This is a genomic window from Chroococcidiopsis sp. CCALA 051 (assembly GCF_003015105.1).
Taxonomy (GTDB): Bacteria; Cyanobacteriota; Cyanobacteriia; order Cyanobacteriales; family Chroococcidiopsidaceae; genus Chroococcidiopsis; species Chroococcidiopsis thermalis.
Genome location: NZ_PYCI01000037.1, coordinates 22,894 through 43,794, shown reverse-complemented (window position 1 = coordinate 43,794; position 20,901 = coordinate 22,894). Strand labels below are relative to the sequence as shown.

Sequence of the window (20,901 nt, the reverse complement as noted above, 5' to 3'; positions counted from 1 at the left end):
GCAATCTTCTATTTTTTGCCTTTTGCCTTTTAACTTTTAACTTGCTTATATCTAGTTTTATACTCAGCTCATAAATTCGATAAGGTACGGATTCAGATATTTTTAATAGAACAGTTGACTCGATCTAAAACTGTTCTAGGTAAATAAAGTCAAAGTGTACCATCACAGATTCAGATGAATCATTTATCATATTCAAACAGGCTGAATTCTCATCTTTAAAAAGGATTGCATTGTGAGAATTCCTATTGAAAGACACTCATCTACGGCTGTTTATCTTCAGATCTGCGATCGCATCCGTCATTTGATTGAAACTGGTGCATTGCGATCGGGGGATAAGCTTCCTTCCATTCGCACCTTGTCTGCTAGTACGCGGGTAAATAAGCTTACCGTCATCGAGGCTTACAATGTCTTGGCAGCAGAAGGACTGGTAGAAGCCCGTCAAGGATCTGGCTACTTTGTCTGTCCGGCAAAAATCGATCGCGTCGAGTCAAAGCACCAATTTGCGCCACCCCAAGACACGATTGTTCTAGAACAACCCCCCCTACCACCACGAATTGAAGAATTCCAGGGCGGTTCGTCTTTCAATCTCTACATGAAATCGGTGCAAGCCCGTCAGCAACCAGGGACGATCGATCTTAGTAGCGGTTTTTCTTTAGCTTCTGGATTGGACGATTTACCGCGTGTTGCCCGACGCGCTGTGAAGCAAATATCGGGTAGTTTATTTAACTACGACTTACCTCAAGGACAGTTCGTACTACGGCAACAAATTGCGCGGCTATTGGTACAGCAGCACGGTTTAAATGTTACGGCAGACAATTTAATTATTACTAACGGTTCCAAACAAGGAATATTGTTAGCCGTACATCACTATGTCAAACCTGGTGATTGGGTGTTGGTTGAAAGCCCCACCTGGTACGGTATGCTATCCCTGCTGTACAACATGGGTGCAAGGGTCATTGGTATACCAATGACACCCGAAGGTATAAATTTGGAGTTGTTGGAAAAAAATCTTTATACTTACCGTCCCAAGCTGATTTTTACCGTTAGCACTTTACACAATCCTACAGGTCTTACCACTTCCTTAGATCATCGTCGCCAATTGTTGGCATTAGCAGAAAAATATGACTGCATTGTACTTGAAGATAATGCTTATGAAGGATTGAATTTTGAACCCGTACCAGTGCCAATTAAAGCACTAGATACAACCGATCGCGTCATCTATGCTGGCACATTTTCTAAAACTATCATGCCAGGTATTCGCGTTGGCTATCTCGTTGTAACTGGAGAAGATTATCAGCCCTTAGTAGAGCGTAAATTGCACTACGATATCCACGTATCTACAGTTTCACAGGCTATCGTCAGCGAGTATTTAGCATCTGGACATTATCGCCACCATTTGGCACATTTGCAAGCCGTCCATCTCCAAAGTCGTAACGCCATGCTAAGCGCCATGCAGCGTCATTATCCTCCTGCTACTTATTGGACGATCCCCAAAGGTGGAACCTTCTTGTGGGTGCAAATGCCTGCCCACTTACCACTAGCAGAAATTTGTCAAAAAGCGTTAGCTAGAGGTGTATTCGTTGCCGAAGGAACGCCATTTTTCCCAGGCGGACAGCAAAGCTATCCTGCTTTGCGTTTGAATTTTACCCTTTTACCAGAACAAATCGAGCAAGGGATCGCCATTTTAGGAGAAATCTTGCAGAAGTACGTTTAGTCAAAATCAAATGTAGGATGGGCAATCCCCACCTTACTAAAAATCGTCAGCAGGACAAATAAAACGTACTATCAAGCTGTTGTAGAATTAGAATGAGATTATTAGCTCAATGTTAGAATCTACTTCACCTAATTTCTCAGACGAATTATCAAATATTCAGAATATTCAAATTATTACCTACCAGTCTCAGTATCAAGCAGCAATTATCAAGCTCATTTTAAACATTCAACAACAAGAATTTGGTTTACCAATTACTCTTAAAGATCAACGTGACTTATTAGATATTACGAGTTTCTATCAACAAGGTAATGGTAATTTTTGGATTGCTTTAGATCGAGAAAAAGTTATCGGTACGATCGCCGCTATCGATATAGGTAATAGTCAGCTAGCTTTGAGAAAAATGTTTGTCGATTCTAAGTATCGCGGTAAGGAAATAGGTTTAGGTCAACATCTATTAAATTCGCTCCTAAATTGGGCGCGAACTAGAAATATTAGCGATATATACTTAGGAACAGTTGATGTATTTCAAGCGGCGCATAAATTTTACGAAAAAAATGGGTTTATCAGAATACATCAATTAGTTTTACCTCCTGGTTTTCCCAGGATGACTGGTGATACAACGTTTTATTGGTTGAACTTAAACAATTAACTTTTACGATCGAGTTGCTTGTATGAAACGATCCTAAAAATAAAAAAGTCTAACTTTATGACCAACCTTAGTGTAAATCTTAATAAAGTTGCTTTGTTGAGAAATACTCGAAATATTGGCATTCCAAGCGTTACTCGCGCTGCACAAATTTGCATCGACGCAGGCGCAAGTGGAATTACCGTTCATCCTCGTCCCGACGAACGACATATCAAACCTTCAGATGTTTATGAGTTAGCAGAGATGTTATCAGTTGAGTTCAACATTGAAGGGAATCCTTTTCAACCTCCATTTATGGAGATAGTGCGTCAAGTAAACCCAACTCAATGCACTCTGGTTCCAGATGCACCAAATACATTCACTTCAGATTGCGGTTGGGATTTGGTTCGAGATGGGGAAAAGCTGATACCAATTATCAACGAATTAAAATCTTTAGGAATTCGCGTCAGTTTGTTTATGGATATCGATCCAAATCAAATTCAAATTGCTAAAAAGATTGGTAGCGATCGCATTGAATTATATACAGAACCTTATGCTACAGCTTTTCGTCATGGTAATGTAGAATCAGTTTTTCAACAATATGCTGCTGCCGCTAAACAAGCTCAAGCGATCGGTTTAGGTGTCAATGCCGGACACGATTTGAACCTACAAAACTTGGCAAAATTCTGCTCAATTCCCAATATACTTGAAGTCTCAATCGGTCATGCTCTGATAGCAGATGCATTAGACATGGGACTATCAACAGCAGTAAAAGAATATCTGAAAGTGCTGCCAGAGTCAAAAATTTGAAAAAGTCAGACATCGGTTTTACCGATGTCTGACTTTTTGTCGTTGAACAAATCTATCTTTCGAGGTATTAAACTTGGTCACGCTTTCTGCAAACATAGCTTGATTTTCCAAAAATCTAGCTCGATTTGCCTCTTTCATAGCTAACAAGTGGCATTTTTCTTCTGCCAGTTCTGATACAGTTATTCTCCTGGTGGGGAAGTTACTAAGAGTTTCCTTGGCAAATACTTCTGATTCAATTTCTAATTCACTCAAATAACTATCATTTATTTCCTCAATTCCCAACACTTGCTGTACGATCGCTAAATTCTTCTGAATGACTTCTCCAATTGCCTTAATTTTTGTTAAGTCTCTATCTTCTGGCATAGCGCACCCCATGACTTGACCAGATTTTGTCCGTTCAACTTGTTAATACTCTTTGCTAAAACTACTAAACCATAAACCTAATACTATTGTTTGTTCGCTGACGGACAAGTTAATCTATCTAGCCACAGAAATTTACATACAGCTTTAGAGCGAATTCCGATCGTTATCAAAGCTTTTTTTCACTGTGTTAAATAATACTTCGTTTAAATTCTTACAGACGCACCAGGAGCGAGGAGCCAGCCTAATAAGATCTAGATTGCGAATAAAATTGACCAACAAATGCTAAGTATGCTGCCAAAGCATAGATTGCCCAGCGTAACCCCTGACTCTCGTTCGAGGCAGGTTGGTTGATATTAGTACAAATTACCATCTAATTTTTCACAATTGCTGCACAGAATCAGTCTCTTGCAATACCACTATTTGTTAAATGCACAAGATATCGTGCTAGTCTATACAGAAGCTCGTTGTGGGTTTTAATGTTACTTCAACTGTGGACAAGTGGCTAAGGATTCAAAGCAGTGGATCACCTTCAAAGTTTCGGAGCTAGAAATGCAAGCGCTCGAAACATATTGTCATCAAACTCAGAGAACAAAAACTGACTTGCTGCGGGCAATGATCCGCAAGCTACCTACATATTCTGAGGACAGTCAAACCGAGTGATTTATGGCGACGCGCCTATTTCACTTCCTAAGCGGCGTGCCAATGAGTTTTGGCTAGCCTGTCATACTTCACCATTAATTCCGCTAGCTGAGTAATTTCCGCACAATCAGCATCCTCGGTGACATCGTTATACAAACAGTAGTAACATTCATCGCCATAAGCTATTTGCATCGTCCAGTCACCTCTGCTGACACTATAGATAACCGCACCAGTTTCTTCATCATAATCGTCATATAGAAAACCATTGTTAGCCAAAAACTGCTCTAACGCGGCTATTTGAATTGGTGTCATGTTGCTGCTGCGCTCCAATTCCGAGTTTATACTCAAGAACTTATAACTATTAACCTACAGGCGAATTCCAAAGACGGCAATTCTCGATCTAGTTAGAGACACACACCCCATCATCAGTCCCTCACATCACTAGCCATGTTCAGAAGAATTATTCTGCTAGCTGTCTAGCGACATAGTTTTATTCTTTTAGATAAATTTGAACTATAGGTTAAACCACTACTAAGAACAAGATACATTAAGATACGCTATAAGTGTTCCCGATTTCGAGCAGTAACGAACATTGTTTACAAGTTCTTTAAATAACAGCGATTAATTGACCATGTTTATGAATTTTAGATTAAATCTTGCGCTCGGTTGTTCGTTTTTGCTAAGAGGCGAGAGGCAAGGGACAGTAGAAAAATAGCCAGTCTTAGGGGCGATCGCTAGCAACTTGCAAATCACAGCCCACCCTCTAGCGATCGCGATCGAGATTGCTATCAATAGTTAATAAAATATCGTACGGAGTTAATAAAATATCGTACGGGTTCGGTGGCGCGGACGTGATTTGTATTCAGGTTGCTGTCCGCGATTCCAAAGGAAATAGTCTAATTTCAAGGCAGAAACTTTATGCTCTAAGCGGCGCAACTGTGCGACTATCAACTCCGCAGCGTGAATAGTACAGGCACGGATCTCAATTTCTTCCTCAGTTCCCGCACCAATTAATTCTTCGGCATCGATTTTTGCAGCCAAACTTTGCTCGTATTGTAAAACATTATCGACACGCAAAACATGAGGAATGAGATTGTCAGCAAAAATTGTCAATCGTGGTAAGTCGTTGAAAAAACCAAAACTTTGATTTCCTAGTGCAATTGATAAATCGGCAGCAGTTAGTTGAGCGCGTTTGTAAAATGGAACTTCTACATTGTTATATGTTTGTATATCTTGAAAATGAGGCATTTTTGCCAACAATTCTACTAAACGCTCGGCTGATGAGTCAGCCGCATTGACTAATCCGACAAAATCTCCTTCATAGCGATCGAGTAGATGTCGTCCTAATTCATTCCAGGCTGAGGCAAATAACCCCATCAACTCTCGAATTGGTGGTTTAGTGAGATTTTGCTCGAAAATATTCGCACAATCTTCCGGCGTTAGGCGACAAAGTTCTCGCGCTCTAAAAGCTCCACGAGTTTCAAACCGCTCTTTCAAACAGGTGGCAATGGTAAAGTATCCCGAAAGACGAGGACGTTTTTGTAGGTGGGGAAAGTAGCCAGAACCAAAGTTGATCGCATTGAGCGTGAGAATATAAGCGACTATTTCTCGCGGATCGCCAAGATAATGATAGCGGGGATCGAGTTTGGGCGAACTAGCCTGTTCTATGGGCAAAGAAGCAACATAGGCTGGAATACTTGACTCGTCAATGCGGACGTAATTTGCCCTAGCAGCGACTTCTTGCGCGGCTGCACGGACTCGATCTAGTATACCTAAACTCATCTCCACTCCCCTAACTTCATAGCATCGGCATCTTACACCAATTAATTACAAGATGCACGGACGGCATTCCTCAAGTAAATCCCACAAGTTGTGGCGGAAATTCAAATTTGCCATTTGCGCCTCGTGCAAACTCGATTACCTTAATTACAGCATCTATGTTGAGCGAACCGTAAATATGAGGATATTGCTCCTTGGGTTCCGATTCTTCATATTTAATCTCAACTAGCACGCGCCGAGAATCGATACAAAGCACGATTAATTCTTGATGCTGAAAGAAAAACTTATTGGCTACTTTAACAATTTGTGCTGGCGTAGAGCAGTGAATAAACCCTTCAGTATCGAGCGTGTCACCTCGATAGATTCCTTCTCTACGTGCTTGTTCCCACTGCGATCGCTGCGTGATGTGCAAGATAAGTTGTGGAGCAGTCGTATCTGCCTGAACTGACATGAACCTGAGCTGACATTAAATTTACTATCGGCAATATTAATCCCTACTATTTATGATAGTGTTACGTTGAGTCATATTTGGCATTTTTTTATTTTTTAGTAATGTTTTATAGTGATTTTTAATAGAAGATGAGATTTGTTTAAACTGAGCGGGGCGCGGTGTGTGAAAAGAAGTCACTGATTATTGATAAACTGATAACTGATAACTAATTTTTAGTACAAAACAAGAGTTAATTGCTTGCGATAGCTCTTAGTTAAGGGATGGTCGTCTCCTAGTAAGCCAAAAATCGTTATCATCGCTTTGCGAGCGGCATCATTTTGATACTTGCGATCGCGCTCTACCATTGCTAATAAAATAGATAGTGCTGATTCGTAATCCCCCTTAAGAGTCAATTGAGCTGCTTGCAAATATTGTTGGTCTAAATCTGTTTCTGGTCCCAACTGTGCTGCTTGATGCTGCCATTGCATCAACTCTCGCAGCGTTCGTACTTTAGCATCGTATTCTCGACTACCAGAAGGGACTGCTGCCAGCAATTTTTCTGCCGATTCCAAACTACCAATTCCAATTAAAAACTCTGCGGCAGCGATCGCTAATTTGGGATTTTGAGGATAGAGTTCGATCAGTTCGCGGAAGCGTTGCTTGGCTGTTTCAATATTACCAGCAGCGCGATCGAGTTGGATTGCTTCTATTTCGGTATCTAAAGTAGATTTTAAGCCGTATTGAGCTAGTAATTCCCGAATTTGTGCCTCTGGTAGCACGCCGACAAATCCTGGCTGCATTTGTCCTTGGCTAAAAATTTTGACATCGGGAACCCCTTCCACGCGATACGCCTGCGCTAGTTCCGGGTTTTTGTCGATATCGACTTTAGCTAGGGTAAAGTTATATTCTTCTACAAGTTTTTCGAGAATTGGTTTGAGAACCTGACAAGGACCGCACCATTGAGCAAAAAAATCGACTAAAACGAGTTGTTGTTGCGATCGCTCGATAACCTCAGTGGCAAAATTATTTTGATTTGCTTCAATCGATCGTCCCATACGGTTGTCAGTTATCAGTTATCAGTTATCAGTGTACAGACGTTATATGTAACGTCTGTACAAAGTTGTCAGAGAGTAGTTAACTGTCAACCGTTAACCGTTAACCAACAACTATCCATTACCAATTTAATCGCGACTAACTAACTTTTCTGTACCAGAGACAAAACTTTTCGCCCCTGGTTGCGCTTCTGGTTTACGAGTATACCACCATGCCCAAGCAATTAAAACTGCTTGTAACGGCAGCCTCACCCAATACATAATCGGGCTATGTGGAATGCCTTCAATGACAATATCGCTGTGAGTTGCTAAATAAATGTTGGCGGGAAAGACAGCAATAAATAAAATAATCAGCCCCCAAGCCGCAGCAACGCTAATAAAGGGAATTAACAAACCAATGCCACCCAAAATTTCAAAAAAACCGCTGATATAAACTAGTTCGACGGGATTGGGCAGTTGAGGCGGAACAATCTTAGCGTATTCTAATGGTTTGAGAAAATGAGTCATTCCTACAATAATAATCGCTACAGCCAGAATGCCTCGAAAAATTTCTTTGCGTCGATTGGGCTGACTGGTACTTGAGTTCATAGAAAAGTCAAAAGTCAAAAGTTAAAAGTCAAAATTGTGACGAGCGGTTCTCTTCTGCCAGTTCTAATGATGATATGAGTGGAAATGCTTCTATCTAAAGACGTAATTTCTAAGTCTTCTCTACACCCCACACCCCACACCCCACACCCTTATTGCCAATAGGAAGTAACACGCTGTTGCCATTGTTGCCAATAAGATGCGATCGCTTCTGGTTCAAACCAAAAGATTTCTGCTGGCGCTTGAGGAATTGCGACAACAATTAAGGCGCGATTCAACTGAATTCCATAGTCGCGATAATAGTGATTGACTGCACCTAAATAAGCTACTAATTGCAAAGGATAATCAAATAGCCGTTCGAGGGTTCTTTTTGGTCGATCTGCTGTTTTCCATTCACAGACACAAGGTACACCTCGATAACTGGCAACGCAGTCTACAATTCCAGCATATTTCAAATCTGAGTGAAAAACTGCCCCTTCAATTAATCTGACGACATCAATTTCTTCCAAGACTGGTGCGATACTCTCCCAGTAAGGACGGCTGGCTTCAGAACAAGATATATCTTCACCCTGCAAGTAACGCTGAATGTATTTGTGCGTTTGCGTACCGCGACGGCTGGCGGTGGAGGAGATTTGATTTGCGGTTTCTACACCAACACGCTGTTTCCAGTTGAATAATCTATCTCGATCTGCTTGAGGTTTTGTAGCGTTGAGGATGGTAGAGACGCTAGGAAGGCGATCGCCATTTGTACTTAAGTAATATTGCTTGCCATTCTCGCGCACGGATTTGGCATGAATGCTAGGTAACAGCTGAATCTCAGATGGCATGAGTTAGATTATTTGCAGATCGATGCTGTTTCATTTTAATCGCCTTAATCGCTTTTCAATTATCTCTGTGCTTGCTTTGCACCTGTAGGCAGAAATACGACTGAATCGTAGTAGGTGCGGAAGGCTTGTACTAATCCATTGTCAATTTCAATAATGCTGACACCTCGATAATGTACGTCTTCACCATTGGATAAAGTCCCTTGCGATCGCCACTCCATAACCGCAGTGTTGCTATCTGCGGTGACATGGGTGAAATCAGAGTGGATGCGATCGAACACTGAGAGATACTTTTGCCAAAATCGCCGCACGCCATCCTTTCCCTTGAGTGGTTCTACCATTGCTATGTTAGTCGCTTCTGCATCCTCGGCAAACATTTCAACTAATGGTTCTACATCGCCACTAGCTTCGATTTGCTGTAGCGTCTGCATAAAGCGATCGGCAATTTCACTCGTCATTTCGCTGAACTCCTATAACTTCCGTTCTAAAATTATTAATTTTTGTCAAGGTAGCTACCTCTATCTGTAGAGACATCAGGAAGTCAAAAGCCAAAAATCAAAAGTCAAAAGTCAAAAGTCAAAAGTCAAAACGACAAATTCTTCCCTTTTTGGGGATGATTAGGGGGAATCGAGATCTCGATGCTTCAATTGCGTAACTCTCGAGCGCAAAAAAACCTAGCTACTGCGTGAAGCTAGGCAAGTTAATTCTGTGATTTTATAGACAGAAAAAAGTGCAATAAGGGAGTAAGAAGAAATTTTCTTACTCCCTTATTGCTTATCCCTCTAAATTAACTTTGACCACTTTATTTTTTTCTGCCGTAGTCTTAGGGAGAGTCAGATTCAAAATTCCATCTTTATATTCTGCGGTAACGTTGGTGTTTTGAATCCGTGCTGGCAAAGGAAGGACACGCTGAAACTTACCGTAGTAAAATTCGCTGCGAGTCTTGCCGTTTTCTTCCTGCTTAGTTTCAGACTTGCGATCGCCACTAACGTAAACAGCAGCTTCTGTAACTTGCACGTCTAAGTCTTTAGCTTCCATCCCAGGTACTTCCAGTTTGAGGTAGACGGCATCTTCAGTTTCAGAAATTTCTGCGGCTGGCATTTTAGCAATGTTACCATTCACGACAGAATTAGATGCAAATGAATCTTCAAATAAGCGATCGATATGACGTTGCAGAGTATTCATTTCTTGCCAAGGATTCCAGCGAACAAATACCATAACTACACCTTAATTGATTGCTTTAAGTTTGTTTTCCGTGTTCTTGCTTCTTATCTTACTGGTGTAGAAAGTTCGAGGAAATTCGGTTTTTATGAATGCTGAAATGATGATTACCGAACTGAAAATATCAGTTGAAAGTTAGGTAAAAGTTTGTACGGATATCTGCAATATTAGGAGTGCGGGAAACCTAACCTAGTTCGACGCTTCGACTATCCCAGTTTCTGTTTTTCAATTATTTTTGGATTTCAAAACAACAACACCCAAGCATCTACTTGCTTAGCGATTTCCTCATGTTTGTAATCCTATCTGGGGTTGCACCGATCGCAATTCCTGTTCCGAGAAAGGTTAGATTGTCGGTTACATTGCCCTCTGTTTTCAACTAGGAGGAAATATCAGCGTTCGAGTTGGGTGTTGCTGTCGGTCGGTCGGACAGATAGTAAAACAGCTTCTTTTACCTCTTAACTCAGTTGATCTATCGGACTTTTGGCTGTTTATCTGCCACAGAAGCTATGGAAAGCTTCTATTTGTAAGATACTACTAACAACTGGAAAAACACATTTCCTGCAACTAATCTTTACTAATTTCAGTTATCAGTTATCATTTATCATTTATCAGCAAGTGAGGGTGAAACGATGCTCGCCAACTTTCATCTCAGTTCCCAGTACGGGTAGGACGAGATAAAAACCGCAACCATGCGCTCGGTACAATACGGCGCGATCGAGATCGATTCTACTCGCGTTTGTGCGTGCAGCGTGGCTCCACGGCTCATGCAATAATAACCAACTACCACACACTAGGCTGTTCAAACTGTTATTTCTGAGATTGTGGCAAAACGCAAACTCTTTTAAACTGCACTCTTATCGAGTATTTATTTGCGTTCTGGAAGCAATTCATGAGCAACGAGAGCGAGTACATTAGAGAACCTGAAGCCACGCGGGTAAGAATTCTCAGCGAAGCACTACCCTACATCCAAAAATTTGCCGGACGAATCGTCGTCGTCAAGTATGGCGGCGCAGCGATGAAAGAAAGCTCCCTGAAAGATAAAGTGATTCGCGATATCGTGTTTTTAACTTCTGTGGGAGTGCGCCTTGTCGTAGTTCACGGCGGGGGTCCAGAAATTAATAGTTGGTTAGATAAACTCGGCATTGAACCGCAATTCAAGCACGGACTGCGGGTAACGGATGCGCCGACAATGGACGTGGTAGAAATGGTGTTAGTTGGCAGGGTGAACAAGGAATTAGTTTCTCTGATCAACCGTGCTGGTGGTTCTGCAATTGGGCTATGCGGTAAAGATGCTAATTTAATCAAAGCCCGTCCTGAAGGTCGCGAGGGGATTGGCTTTGTCGGAGAAGTAACGAGTATGGACGTGCGGCTGTTGAATTCCCTACTCAAAGAAGGTTATATCCCGGTCGTATCCAGCGTAGCAGCAGACGAAAACGGACAGGCATACAACATTAATGCCGATACTGTAGCAGGAGAACTCGCCGCAGCCCTGGGAGCAGAAAAATTGATTTTACTGACAGATACAGCCGGAATTCTCAAGGACTACAAAGATCCTTCAACACTACTACCTAGATTGGATATTCAAGAGGCGCGAGATTTAATCGCTGCTGGTGTTGTCGGCGGCGGGATGATTCCCAAAGTTAAATGCTGCGTGCGATCGCTCGCCCAAGGAGTGCGTGCTGCTCACATTATCGACGGTCGCATTCCCCACGCCCTTTTACTAGAAGTCTTCACCGACGTAGGTATTGGTTCGATGATCGTTGCTTCTGAATACACCTACTAGCCCCACATGTAACTTTCTCTTCTTCCCCCCTTTTTAAGGGGGGCTAGGGGGGATCTTTAAGTTTTCACACTGCGCGATCGCCAATAGCCTATCTGTAAGGATCGAGTCCATTTGGGATTGGGGGAGCAGGTAGAACTTCTATAGTACGTATTCTTGGATACCCCACTTCATTTGGATAGCGATCGTGCGGATATCGGTCATACGAGCGATCGACATTGATAATCGTGATATTTTGGTCTCTGCTAGGAGCGGAATCGGGGTAGCGATCGAAGTAGCGATCGGCGGGTTTAGGAGTCATCCCCGTTGCTGGATTAACTGGAATAGGTGAGGGAATAGGACTACCGTAGATGTAGGGGGCAGACTGTGGCTGGTTCCTGCGATAATAGTTGCCATCAGGATAGTTCCCACCACCATTGATAATAATTGTAGATTGTGCAGATGCGGGTGTTGCATTGACTAATAGTATTCCCAATGGTAAAAGCGCAGCAGTTGAGCAAGCCACTCTACCCCATCTAACCCAGCTTGTATATATATGTAAAATCTGTTTGCGTGGTATGTGTGGAACCTCGGTGATTTTTCTCATATCCAGAACCTAAAATTTTGAGTAACGCTTAATACCCAAGCGCGATCGGCAGTCTAAACACTCTGATGCTGCGTTGTTGTCTCTATGTTCCCGATATTTCAGCCCACTATCTAAAATTTTAGATAATTATGGCGATTAATGTTGCGTAAAATTGTTACTTAAGTCAGATGTCGTTAAGCTGCCCATGAGTGACACAATCGAGAAAGAGAGATTCATGCAATCAAACGTGAGTTCCCAATCCCAAGAAATTGTCAAGACTGAGTACAAAGCAGGGTTAGCAACTTTTGAGCGAGGACAATACCGCCAAGCCGTACAACACTTAGAAAAGGCTAGCGCCTTAGCTAACCGTAACAGTCGCCAGGGTGGTGAAGTGCAGCTATGGCTAGTCAACGCTTACGAAGCTGCTGGACAAAGACAAGAAGCGATCGCGCTATGCGAACAGCTCAAACGTCATCCCCACTATGAAATTAACAAGCAAGGACGGCGGTTGCTGTATATTCTGCAAGCACCGCAATTGCAACGCCCCGCCGAATGGATGACTCAAATCCCCGATCTGGGGGCAATATCAGATAATGAGTCGCAAATAAAACTGAGCATCAAGAGCGATAATCGCAAGCGATCGCCACAGTCAGAACCACCCCGCGAAATCGAAGACCTGAGCAAAATCAACACGAAAGACAATCGCTTTATCGTCGTTGCTCTATTCGCGATCGCCCTAACCCTTGGTGCATTGATTTGGTGGGGACTATAGAATGCTGGGTTAAAATGCTAATTATTTGGGGTAGGAAAGCTCTTTTTCGGAATGTCTTGAAGTTCTTCGTCTGCCAAGCTCGAAAAAGCCCATTCAATATTGGCGCACAGTCCATCAAGATCGGGAAATAGCGTTGCTGAATTAACCTCCAAACGATCCAATTGAAAGCGAATGTGGGCAAACGCATTAGAGGGAATGATTATTTTTACTAGACGAGACGCATAGGATGAATCATTTTCTAAAGCAACAAACTTCTCTTGTTCTAAATTGAAATAATGAACGGTAAACCAACCAAACTGTGCCTGAATGCGAGACGCAACCAATTTGCCTCTTAACAAATAAACTCTACTGATGCTGGTTGGATCTGCTTGCTTTGAGGGTACAGCATAATCATTAGCATCAGGATAAAATAGCCACACTACGCCGGACTCGTTCTCAGCAGGTGGTTTACAGACGCAAAACCAAAGAGCCGCTAGGGGGTTAAGACTCCAATCTAGCAATCTCGTTGCTAGCCCGTGGTGCTGCATGATTGTCAGCCAGTCCCAATCATTATCGGGGTGCTGCTCAAGCAGAGGAAGACTTCTGAGCTTAAAAACTTCGAGCATTTCCCGTTCTGCTTGAAGAATAGGTAAGTAAGTTGTGAGGCGAGCAATTTTAGGTAATAGGCTCCGATCGCGTCGCTGACCACGGTAAACAGCGCGTCTTCCACGGTTAATATCCGAAAGACGCTCTACATATTCGGAGACAGTATGGATGGTGATTTCTTGCATAGATCCTTCCCTACGACTTCTAACTTCTGATGAGTGTCTTATGGATCGAGTAAAAATACTATGTCATCACGCGACAAGCAATGATGATATCAATAGTAAATAAGAGCGATAACTTTATTAAGTTGCGCCCTTCACGCCAGAGTATTCAGAGGGGGATCTGTGAAACTATCTATCTTGATGGCATCAGCTAGGAAAATTATCGGACAGCTGCGCTTATTAGGAATTGTGTTGTTGTCTTCCTTGATTCTTTCCGGCTGCGTCCAGTATCAAGTCGGGGTAAATTTTGACAGTCCCAACTATGGCGAAATCGTGCAGCACATCCAGCTAGACGAACGGCTGATGAGTTTGAGTGGTGATTCGGTAAAGACTTGGCTAGACAGCATCGAACGTCGCGCCAAGCAACTGCATGGAAAAGCGAAGCGGCGATCGGATCGAGAAGTCACGGTCACAATTCCGTTTAAAAATGGGGCGGACTTAGCAGAAAAATTCAATGCATTTTTCCACTACATTGACAAGGAAAATCCAAATAATTTAACAGAAACGGATTTGCCACCAATAGACTCTCAATTGAGTTTGAAGCAAAATAATTTTTTATTATTAGTGAGAAATCGGTTGATTTTCGACTTAGACTTGCGATCGCTCTCCCTAATTTCTACAAACACAAATCTCGCCATTAACCCCAGTTCGATCTTAGATTTTGAATTCAGCCTCAACGCCCCTTGGGGAGGACGCAGCATCGAGAAGGCAGAAAACGCCATTCCCGCTAACAAACAGGGTAATCGGTTGATATGGCGGCTGCAACCAGGACAGATTAATCATATAGAAACTATTTTCTGGCTCCCCAGTCCCCTGGGAATTGGCACAATTTTCATTATTTTATTCATTGCGTTAGGGGTTTATTTACGCGATCGCACTGTGCCAACTTCAGGAGGGAGTAGGGAGCAGGGAGCAGTATAGAGACGTTACGTTTAACGTCTCTATACCCTAAGGAGACAACCGCTCGATTGTCCAACTACCGTTTTCTAGCAGGCGATAGCGGAGGCGATCGTGCAATCTACTCGGTCTACCTTGCCAAAATTCAATTGCGTTAGGAATGACGCGAAAACCTCCCCAGTGCGGCGGACGGGGAATGTCTCGATTTTCATACTTGGTTTGCAATTCTTGCAAGCGCTGTTCTAAAGCTGCGCGACTTTCCACCACTTGACTTTGCTCGGAAGCCCAAGCTCCCAAGCGGCTATTTAACGGACGGCTGCGATAATATTCATCTGACTCTTGGGCTGAAACTTGCTCTACCCGCCCTTCAATCCGCACTTGGCGTTCGAGTTCCGCCCACCAAAAAACTAGCGCTGCGTAGGGATTGGCTGTCAGTTCTTGCCCTTTATGACTTTGATAATTGGTATAAAAAACGAAACCGCGTTCGTCAAAACCCTTGAGCAAGACAATTCGAGCCGAAGGTATACCATCAGTCGTAGCAGTGGCTAAGGTCATAGCATTTGGTTCGGGAATTTGAGCTGATAGGGCGCGATCGAACCAAATTTGAAATTGACGCAAAGGATTCGGATCGACATCAGTTTCCTGCAAACCTTCAAGTTGATAATCTATGCGAAGATCGGCAACATTAGGATTCATGGTAATGGGTAATGGGTAATGGGTAATGGGTAATGGGTAATGGGTAATGGGTAATGGGTAATGGAAAAGTCGTCAGTCGGGTATTCGTAAGTGAAAAGCGAGTATCCACCAACTAGCAATGACCAATGACCAATGACCAATGACCAACTACCAACTACCAATTTGCCTTCTCAAGCGTGTAACGACAAATTACAATTAAAGTTGAAGTGTTAAACTATCGGGTTAAAAATCTATGACACCTTCTTTAATGAATTTCTTTTACAGTCTGCTAGCAGGTTTGGCAATTGTGGTGATCCCAGTCGTCGTTGGTTTGGTTTTTATTAGCCAACAAGACAAGATTGAACGCTCATAAGAGGGAGCAGGGAGCAGGGAGTAGGGAGAATTCGGAATTCGGAATTCGGAATTCGGAATTAATGGAGAATTCCCTTACCCCTCACTCCTAACTCCCGATCCCTCGTTTACCCAGCAAATTTTGACGATCTTCTAGTTGACTCGCTAGGCTAGACATACTTGAGAGAACGAAAATGGTCAACTTCAACTTTAACTTTGCGAGTATTTCGGGCATTGTCTTAGCTGTAGCTGGGGCAGCGCTATATTTCCTCCGCAACTTTCGCCCTGGATTGGCGCGAGATCACGACATTTTTTTTGCTGCGATCGGTTTAGTCTGTGGTTTCGTCCTGATTTTTCAAGGTTGGCGGTATGACCCAATTATGCAATTCGGTCAACTGCTGCTGACAGGAGGAACAATATTTTTTGCTGTAGAAAGCGTGAGGCTACGGAGCGTAGCTACAGAACAAGCTCGACGCAATACTCGAATTGTAGACGAAGAAAGACCCGTCAGCTCTGCATATCAATACGAAGCAGAGTTAGACGAATACGATCCTTTAGAGGAAGAACGCACGATCCCACGGCGGATTCGAGGGAGCAGAGATGGACGTTCCACGCGCACGGACGATTACGATCGCGAGTACGATCGCGAGGATGAAATCCCCCGACGCTATCGCCGCGATGAGGAAGAACCACCTCGCCGCTCGTCAAGCCGTAGCGGAACTGAAAGAATTGCACCTGCCGACCGGACTCGTACCAGCACCAGCAAGCGTCGTTCTCGTCCAGAATCTCGTCCCCTCCCACCAGACACACAGGATGAAGATTGGAACGATTCAACTCAGGCAACTAGAGAAGATGACTGGGAAGAAAAAGTGACTCGTACCAGCAAGCCGCCTCGCTCCGGTAGTAACGGCTCCAGACGTGTGGAACCAGCGGATACAGAAGTGTCATCTAGACCCAGAAAACGTCGTCCGCCTCAAAATTCAGTTTACGGTCAGGATGATGTCCAAGTTCCAGCTTCCGATTATGTCGATTACAAGCCAATCGAGCGGTTTGACGACGATCGCGACAATTCGACTAATTTTGACGAGCCATAGTTTCGCACGGATGGCGACAGCATAGATGAAAAAATCTACGCTGAGACGGTGGCTGAAGTGGCTGTGTTGGACGCTCACTATAAGTATCTTGAGTTTGGCGATCGCAGCCTGTAGTCCTAGCGATCGCCAAGTTTGTTTGTCAGGCTTCCTGAATAGCCCCTATAGCGACGAGCAACCAGCTTTGAGCGGCGATGGGCGTTGGTTAGCGTATGTCTCAAATCGCGATGGCAAGCACCGTTTACTGTTATACGATCTACAAGACCGCTGCCTCATTTCTCTACCGCGCATTCCCGCCGCAGCGATCGCAGAACATCCGAGCTTGAGTTATACGGGGCGCTATTTAACTTATTTAACTGGGGATCGCGGTAAAATTGTTTTGACGCTGTACGATCGCGCTACGCAACAAACGCAGATTGTCAGCCAGTGGTATCAGGCATGGGTGCGCAATCCCAGCATCAGTCCTGACGGGCGTTACATTGCCTTTGAAAGCAGTAAAAACGGGCAATGGGATATCGAAATCCTGGATCGAGGCGATCGCGTTGAGTTGGATATTCCAGATGGTACGATGACAGTTGTTAAGGAGCAGGGAGCAGTTATCAGTGACCAGTGACCAGTGACCAGTGACCAGTGACCAGTGACCAGTGACCAGTTAGTTATTTTATCTCCTCAGCTCCCTTGTCCCCCTTGTCCCCCTTGTCCCCCTTGTCTCCCTTGTCTCCCTCGCTCCTTGTCTCCCTTGTCTCCCTTGTCTATCTGTCTCTCTCTATTGATATTGCTCCTAGTTAGTTTCCTGAGTGGCTGTAGCGGCTCTCCCCATCTTTTAAGCTATCCCTTCGATCTAGGGGGACGCAGCCTCAACAGTCCCGCAGCAGAATTGTCTCCGCGCGTTGCAGGTGAATACGTAGTGTTTACATCCGATCGCTTCGGGCGACAAGATGTTTATTTATTCAATTTAAAAACGAGTAGCCTCGTCAATTTACCAGGATTAAACTCTGTTGATGCGATCGCCTCCGATCCCGACTTATCAGCCGATGGTCGCTACATTGTGTTTACTAGTAGTAGGCGAGGTCAAGTTGGTATTTTTCTCTACGATCGCGAAACTCGCCAATTAAGGAATTTAACGGCAAATTTAGCAGCAGAAGTGCGCCACCCTACCATCAGCAACGATGGCAACAGGATTGCCTTTGAATCGAGCGCTAACGGTCAATGGGATATTTTAGTTTGCGATCGCGCTGGTAACTTGATTAACGTGCCGATGAACCCGCAGTGAACGGTTGTCAGTTATCAGGGAGCAGAGACAAGGGGAGTGAAGGGCTTCAGGGGCAGAGGAGAAATTACCGATCGGCGATCGCGGGTCACTGTTCACTGTTCACTGGTCACTGCTCGATCGCTCTCTGCTCCCTTAACAGCTTCAATCAGCGATCGCACTTCTGCCACGCCTTCGGAAGGCTCGAATTTGAGCGGGAATTTGCCGCGTCCGAGCATTCGCAATCCTAAAGGTCCTAAACTGAGTAAGCCCCTAAGATCTCGCAGGTAATTTGATACAACGTGCAACCCAAACTTACGCTCGTCGATCCAGCCACCTTCTTTGACTAACTCGACTAAAACTTTACGGTGGCGGATGGAACGGCTATCGGCAGCATCTTTTAATGGTAAGATTTCCTGCTTGATCTGACTGATGCGATCCATCGGTGCAACATCCATTGGACAAACAGTGTTGCAGTAATAACAGCGAGTACAGCCCCAAACGCCTTGGGTTCCTTGGTTATACTTTTCTAACCGAGTTGCGGTTTCAGCATCGCGAGTATCTGCTACCATGCGGTATGCTTTGGCTAAAGCATGAGGACCGACAAAATCGGAATTGATTTCGCGAGCATTGCATTCAGAATAACAAGCACCACACATAATACAGTTACCCGTTCGATCTAATTGCGATCGCTCTGCTGGTGATTGCAAAAACTCCCGTTCTGGGATTTTTCTTGCCCCCGTGCTGACATAGGGATCGACTGCCTCTAGATGATTCCAAAAACTCTTCATATCTACTACCAGATCTTTGATGACTGGCATATTCCCCAAAGGAGAGATAATGATTTCTGGTGTCTTAACATCTCTATTCCTGCTCTCACCCGTGCTTAATTGCAGTCGGCTGACTTCGCTACCAATATTTTCTTTACAGGCTAAAGCCGAGCGACCATTAATTCGCATTCCACAACTACCACAAATAGTATTGCGACAATTTTTACGAAATGCTAAGCTACCATCTTGCTCCCACTTAATCTGATTTAAGCAGTCCAAGATTGTATTTCCTGGTTCTACCTCTAGCTGATAAGACTGAACGCGAGGCGCGGAATTTTCTGATTGTCGGATGATTTTAAATAGAACTTGCATTGCCATCAACTAAATTTTGTACATAGGAGCGATCGCGCTGATAAATCGTTGTTAACGCTACTTGACATTTAATCCATCCTTTCAAAGGAGATTTTGCTGTCTGGTTAGTTAAATTACTGCTCTGTAGTCGATCGCGCTGGAACTGCTTCTAGTCTAGAACGATCGACCTAAATCTGGTGGAATTTATCTAGCCCCAGGGTCAAGTTTCAGGTTTGTCAACCCCTTTTTTAAAAAAATATATTTTCCCTCTTTGTGGGCGCATGAGTCGCTGGTGCTAAAGAAATGAAGCTAGAGCAATTTCGTACTCGTAAAGGTCAGGGATTTTAGATTGATACCAATTTTATCTGCTCTGACAACAGATCCGATTCCCTGACCTCTTTGATGATTTGGGGGCTAGGCAGATCTCTTTTCTCGCCATAAATCAGTAGAAAGGGATGACCTCTTTCCTCCGATTTTACCTGTCTCGATCGAATTTTTTTTGGTTCTTTGCTGTGAAAGCTAAGCGCTTACAACCATTTTTGGGAGTTAGATTCTGCTATGCCTAACCAAATCGTCCCCTTAGAGCTAGCGTTTAGTTCAGTCTGCTACAGAAATGGGAAAAACTATTGATGTTTGTTGCATTTCCCAGTTAGAGTCCGAGGAGTGTCTGCTTGACTAAAAAACTTCGATGTTAGCGATCGAAGATTGTATATTTGGTAAGGTTGGTTAAAAAATTAAGATTAAATTTGCAAAGTTGAATTTAAAATGGGTAGTATCTAATTATGGAAAAAATTTTTGGAGAACAGGAGAGATTTGGACATACTTCTTCTATAAAATAAGAGATTAGCTACTTGGCAATTAGCCAGAGCAGTCGGCGATCGAAGATCGCATGTCAGTGGCAAATAAACAGCCTACAACTGACAAAGTGTAACTGATGGCTGAAAAAATCGCACAAACAATGTGCGACTAGCAAAGAGCAACTTGACGATAGACAAAAAGCAAACAGCTCAGTCAATATCTGTCAAGCAAACTTTACCCACTTTGGAGAACGTAAGGATATTTGGAGCGTGAGTACTGAAACTGCAACCCATCCATTAACTGGAAAAGCATTGCTGCAAAAGGTAAAAGAACTTTCTAACTTACCTAGACGAGAAAGAGCAAAAGCCTGTGGCTATTATACGGTCACAAAAAACAGCCAAACTCGCGTCAATTTAACCGATTTTTATGATGCCTTACTCGCAGCAAGGGGCATTCCTCTGAGTCCTGAAGGACCAAAAGATGGTCGCGGACGGGAACCAACCTATCGCGTCAGCGTACACAAAAACGGTCAAATTGTAATTGGTGCTACTTACACCGAAGCAATGGGCTTAAAGCCAGGTGACGAATTTGAGATTAAATTAGGTTACAAACACATTCACCTAATTCAACTCGATAGCGATAAAAGTAGAGACGATAACTTAGACGATGAAGACGACGAATAAAAATGGTCGTTGGTCAATTATCATTGGTTAGCCACCAGCAATCAATGGCAAGTGACCGATGACAAATTTTA

General features: G+C 43.5%; 27 protein-coding genes. 12 read left to right on the top strand and 15 right to left on the bottom strand.

Going from position 1 to position 20,901, the window contains the following annotated elements; all coding sequences use genetic code 11:
- Positions 1–232: 232 nt before the first annotated feature.
- From C7Y66_RS11500 to C7Y66_RS11490, 3 genes are all read left to right on the top strand, one after another.
- Positions 233–1,714, top strand: a complete 1,482-nt coding sequence (locus tag C7Y66_RS11500) for a PLP-dependent aminotransferase family protein (protein ID WP_106545681.1) — start codon at positions 233–235, stop codon at positions 1,712–1,714.
- A gap of 109 nt (positions 1,715–1,823) precedes the next feature.
- Positions 1,824–2,363, top strand: coding sequence for a GNAT family N-acetyltransferase (locus C7Y66_RS11495; protein WP_106545680.1), 540 nt, complete (start codon positions 1,824–1,826; stop codon positions 2,361–2,363).
- A gap of 57 nt (positions 2,364–2,420) precedes the next feature.
- On the top strand, positions 2,421–3,149 hold the full coding sequence (locus C7Y66_RS11490) for a pyridoxine 5'-phosphate synthase (protein ID WP_106545679.1): 729 nt from the start codon (positions 2,421–2,423) through the stop codon (positions 3,147–3,149).
- A gap of 18 nt (positions 3,150–3,167) precedes the next feature.
- Here C7Y66_RS11490 and C7Y66_RS11485 read toward each other — a convergent pair whose 3' ends face one another.
- Complete coding sequence (locus tag C7Y66_RS11485) at positions 3,168–3,512, bottom strand: hypothetical protein (protein ID WP_106545678.1); 345 nt, start codon at positions 3,510–3,512, stop codon at positions 3,168–3,170.
- Between the two features lie 498 nt (positions 3,513–4,010).
- Here C7Y66_RS11485 and C7Y66_RS11480 point away from each other — a divergent pair, with 498 nt between their 5' ends.
- Positions 4,011–4,172, top strand: coding sequence for a molybdenum-pterin-binding domain-containing protein (locus C7Y66_RS11480; RefSeq protein ID WP_071925454.1), 162 nt, complete (start codon positions 4,011–4,013; stop codon positions 4,170–4,172).
- Between the two features lie 27 nt (positions 4,173–4,199).
- Here C7Y66_RS11480 and C7Y66_RS11475 read toward each other — a convergent pair whose 3' ends face one another.
- From C7Y66_RS11475 to C7Y66_RS30505, 9 genes are all read right to left on the bottom strand, one after another.
- Complete coding sequence (locus C7Y66_RS11475; protein WP_015156872.1) at positions 4,200–4,463, bottom strand: hypothetical protein; 264 nt, start codon at positions 4,461–4,463, stop codon at positions 4,200–4,202.
- 504 nt (positions 4,464–4,967) lie between these two features.
- The gene (locus C7Y66_RS11470) at positions 4,968–5,933 is read right to left on the bottom strand and encodes a queuosine salvage family protein (RefSeq protein WP_106545677.1); all 966 of its coding nucleotides are present in this window, start codon (positions 5,931–5,933) and stop codon (positions 4,968–4,970) included.
- A 70-nt stretch (positions 5,934–6,003) separates the two neighbouring features.
- Entirely contained in the window at positions 6,004–6,381 is a 378-nt protein-coding gene (locus C7Y66_RS11465; protein WP_106545676.1) for a DUF952 domain-containing protein, read from the bottom strand.
- Positions 6,382–6,593: 212 nt separating this feature from the next.
- On the bottom strand, positions 6,594–7,415 hold the full coding sequence (locus tag C7Y66_RS11460) for a tetratricopeptide repeat protein (RefSeq protein WP_015156875.1): 822 nt from the start codon (positions 7,413–7,415) through the stop codon (positions 6,594–6,596).
- A 126-nt stretch (positions 7,416–7,541) separates the two neighbouring features.
- Positions 7,542–8,000, bottom strand: coding sequence for a DoxX family protein (locus C7Y66_RS11455; RefSeq protein WP_015156876.1), 459 nt, complete (start codon positions 7,998–8,000; stop codon positions 7,542–7,544).
- Positions 8,001–8,149: 149 nt separating this feature from the next.
- Positions 8,150–8,824: a PD-(D/E)XK nuclease family protein gene (locus tag C7Y66_RS11450; protein WP_106166373.1), complete on the bottom strand. Its 675-nt coding sequence runs from the start codon at positions 8,822–8,824 to the stop codon at positions 8,150–8,152.
- Positions 8,825–8,883: 59 nt separating this feature from the next.
- Positions 8,884–9,279: a nuclear transport factor 2 family protein gene (locus C7Y66_RS11445; RefSeq protein ID WP_106545675.1), complete on the bottom strand. Its 396-nt coding sequence runs from the start codon at positions 9,277–9,279 to the stop codon at positions 8,884–8,886.
- Between the two features lie 316 nt (positions 9,280–9,595).
- Positions 9,596–10,039 (bottom strand): Hsp20/alpha crystallin family protein, encoded by a 444-nt coding sequence (locus C7Y66_RS11440; protein ID WP_015156879.1) that lies wholly within the window; start codon positions 10,037–10,039, stop codon positions 9,596–9,598.
- Between the two features lie 611 nt (positions 10,040–10,650).
- Positions 10,651–10,845 (bottom strand): hypothetical protein, encoded by a 195-nt coding sequence (locus C7Y66_RS30505; protein ID WP_127023651.1) that lies wholly within the window; start codon positions 10,843–10,845, stop codon positions 10,651–10,653.
- A gap of 86 nt (positions 10,846–10,931) precedes the next feature.
- On the opposite strand from C7Y66_RS30505, the gene argB reads away from it, so the two are divergent.
- Positions 10,932–11,825, top strand: coding sequence for an acetylglutamate kinase (argB, locus tag C7Y66_RS11435; RefSeq protein ID WP_015156880.1), 894 nt, complete (start codon positions 10,932–10,934; stop codon positions 11,823–11,825).
- An 88-nt stretch (positions 11,826–11,913) separates the two neighbouring features.
- Here the strand turns inward: argB and C7Y66_RS11430 are convergent, their stop codons facing one another.
- Positions 11,914–12,327, bottom strand: coding sequence for a hypothetical protein (locus C7Y66_RS11430; RefSeq protein WP_106545674.1), 414 nt, complete (start codon positions 12,325–12,327; stop codon positions 11,914–11,916).
- 295 nt (positions 12,328–12,622) lie between these two features.
- Here C7Y66_RS11430 and C7Y66_RS11425 point away from each other — a divergent pair, with 295 nt between their 5' ends.
- Positions 12,623–13,159: a tetratricopeptide repeat protein gene (locus tag C7Y66_RS11425; protein ID WP_199197376.1), complete on the top strand. Its 537-nt coding sequence runs from the start codon at positions 12,623–12,625 to the stop codon at positions 13,157–13,159.
- 17 nt (positions 13,160–13,176) lie between these two features.
- Here the strand turns inward: C7Y66_RS11425 and C7Y66_RS11420 are convergent, their stop codons facing one another.
- Entirely contained in the window at positions 13,177–13,929 is a 753-nt protein-coding gene (locus C7Y66_RS11420; RefSeq protein ID WP_106545673.1) for an FRG domain-containing protein, read from the bottom strand.
- Positions 13,930–14,088: 159 nt separating this feature from the next.
- On the opposite strand from C7Y66_RS11420, the gene C7Y66_RS11415 reads away from it, so the two are divergent.
- Positions 14,089–14,886 (top strand): DUF3153 domain-containing protein, encoded by a 798-nt coding sequence (locus C7Y66_RS11415; RefSeq protein WP_106545672.1) that lies wholly within the window; start codon positions 14,089–14,091, stop codon positions 14,884–14,886.
- Between the two features lie 27 nt (positions 14,887–14,913).
- On the opposite strand, the gene pdxH is transcribed toward C7Y66_RS11415, so the two are convergent.
- Both pdxH and C7Y66_RS31030 read right to left on the bottom strand, forming a co-directional pair.
- A complete protein-coding gene (gene pdxH, locus C7Y66_RS11410; protein WP_106545671.1) occupies positions 14,914–15,558 on the bottom strand; it encodes a pyridoxamine 5'-phosphate oxidase in 645 nt (214 codons plus the stop codon).
- On the bottom strand, positions 15,555–15,719 hold the full coding sequence (locus tag C7Y66_RS31030; protein WP_158265905.1) for a hypothetical protein: 165 nt from the start codon (positions 15,717–15,719) through the stop codon (positions 15,555–15,557). The genes pdxH and C7Y66_RS31030 overlap by 4 nt, the downstream gene beginning before the upstream one ends.
- Before the next feature lie 71 nt (positions 15,720–15,790).
- Here C7Y66_RS31030 and psbX point away from each other — a divergent pair, with 71 nt between their 5' ends.
- The 4 genes from psbX to C7Y66_RS11390 all read left to right on the top strand — a co-directional run bounded on the left by psbX (position 15,791) and on the right by C7Y66_RS11390 (position 18,252).
- Entirely contained in the window at positions 15,791–15,910 is a 120-nt protein-coding gene (psbX, locus tag C7Y66_RS11405; RefSeq protein ID WP_106545670.1) for a photosystem II reaction center X protein, read from the top strand.
- A 172-nt stretch (positions 15,911–16,082) separates the two neighbouring features.
- The gene (locus C7Y66_RS11400) at positions 16,083–16,982 is read left to right on the top strand and encodes a Ycf66 family protein (RefSeq protein WP_015156887.1); all 900 of its coding nucleotides are present in this window, start codon (positions 16,083–16,085) and stop codon (positions 16,980–16,982) included.
- A gap of 25 nt (positions 16,983–17,007) precedes the next feature.
- Positions 17,008–17,592, top strand: coding sequence for a TolB family protein (locus C7Y66_RS11395; RefSeq protein WP_106545669.1), 585 nt, complete (start codon positions 17,008–17,010; stop codon positions 17,590–17,592).
- Between the two features lie 135 nt (positions 17,593–17,727).
- Positions 17,728–18,252, top strand: coding sequence for a TolB family protein (locus tag C7Y66_RS11390; protein ID WP_106545668.1), 525 nt, complete (start codon positions 17,728–17,730; stop codon positions 18,250–18,252).
- Between the two features lie 92 nt (positions 18,253–18,344).
- On the opposite strand, the gene C7Y66_RS11385 is transcribed toward C7Y66_RS11390, so the two are convergent.
- Complete coding sequence (locus tag C7Y66_RS11385; protein WP_233222635.1) at positions 18,345–19,370, bottom strand: succinate dehydrogenase/fumarate reductase iron-sulfur subunit; 1,026 nt, start codon at positions 19,368–19,370, stop codon at positions 18,345–18,347.
- Between the two features lie 1,046 nt (positions 19,371–20,416).
- Here C7Y66_RS11385 and C7Y66_RS11380 point away from each other — a divergent pair.
- Positions 20,417–20,830, top strand: a complete 414-nt coding sequence (locus C7Y66_RS11380; protein WP_015156891.1) for an AbrB family transcriptional regulator — start codon at positions 20,417–20,419, stop codon at positions 20,828–20,830.
- The last annotated feature ends 71 nt before the right edge of the window (positions 20,831–20,901 follow it).

Bases quoted from the DNA above. Each gene is read 5' to 3' on its own strand.
- C7Y66_RS11425 (WP_199197376.1), top strand. From the start codon at position 12,623: ATGCAATCAAACGTGAGTTCCCAATCCCAAGAAATTGTCAAGACTGAG.
- C7Y66_RS11455 (WP_015156876.1), bottom strand. From the start codon at position 8,000: ATGAACTCAAGTACCAGTCAGCCCAATCGACGCAAAGAAATTTTTCGA.
- C7Y66_RS11485 (WP_106545678.1), bottom strand. From the start codon at position 3,512: ATGCCAGAAGATAGAGACTTAACAAAAATTAAGGCAATTGGAGAAGTC.
- C7Y66_RS11385 (WP_233222635.1), bottom strand. From the start codon at position 19,370: ATGCAAGTTCTATTTAAAATCATCCGACAATCAGAAAATTCCGCGCCT.
- pdxH (WP_106545671.1), bottom strand. From the start codon at position 15,558: ATGAATCCTAATGTTGCCGATCTTCGCATAGATTATCAACTTGAAGGT.
- C7Y66_RS11475 (WP_015156872.1), bottom strand. From the start codon at position 4,463: ATGACACCAATTCAAATAGCCGCGTTAGAGCAGTTTTTGGCTAACAAT.
- C7Y66_RS11445 (WP_106545675.1), bottom strand. From the start codon at position 9,279: ATGACGAGTGAAATTGCCGATCGCTTTATGCAGACGCTACAGCAAATC.
- C7Y66_RS11495 (WP_106545680.1), top strand. From the start codon at position 1,824: ATGTTAGAATCTACTTCACCTAATTTCTCAGACGAATTATCAAATATT.
- psbX (WP_106545670.1), top strand. From the start codon at position 15,791: ATGACACCTTCTTTAATGAATTTCTTTTACAGTCTGCTAGCAGGTTTG.
- C7Y66_RS11460 (WP_015156875.1), bottom strand. From the start codon at position 7,415: ATGGGACGATCGATTGAAGCAAATCAAAATAATTTTGCCACTGAGGTT.
- C7Y66_RS11400 (WP_015156887.1), top strand. From the start codon at position 16,083: ATGGTCAACTTCAACTTTAACTTTGCGAGTATTTCGGGCATTGTCTTA.
- C7Y66_RS11420 (WP_106545673.1), bottom strand. From the start codon at position 13,929: ATGCAAGAAATCACCATCCATACTGTCTCCGAATATGTAGAGCGTCTT.
- C7Y66_RS11440 (WP_015156879.1), bottom strand. From the start codon at position 10,039: ATGGTATTTGTTCGCTGGAATCCTTGGCAAGAAATGAATACTCTGCAA.
- C7Y66_RS11395 (WP_106545669.1), top strand. From the start codon at position 17,008: ATGAAAAAATCTACGCTGAGACGGTGGCTGAAGTGGCTGTGTTGGACG.
- C7Y66_RS11470 (WP_106545677.1), bottom strand. From the start codon at position 5,933: ATGAGTTTAGGTATACTAGATCGAGTCCGTGCAGCCGCGCAAGAAGTC.
- argB (WP_015156880.1), top strand. From the start codon at position 10,932: ATGAGCAACGAGAGCGAGTACATTAGAGAACCTGAAGCCACGCGGGTA.
- C7Y66_RS11450 (WP_106166373.1), bottom strand. From the start codon at position 8,824: ATGCCATCTGAGATTCAGCTGTTACCTAGCATTCATGCCAAATCCGTG.
- C7Y66_RS11490 (WP_106545679.1), top strand. From the start codon at position 2,421: ATGACCAACCTTAGTGTAAATCTTAATAAAGTTGCTTTGTTGAGAAAT.
- C7Y66_RS11465 (WP_106545676.1), bottom strand. From the start codon at position 6,381: ATGTCAGTTCAGGCAGATACGACTGCTCCACAACTTATCTTGCACATC.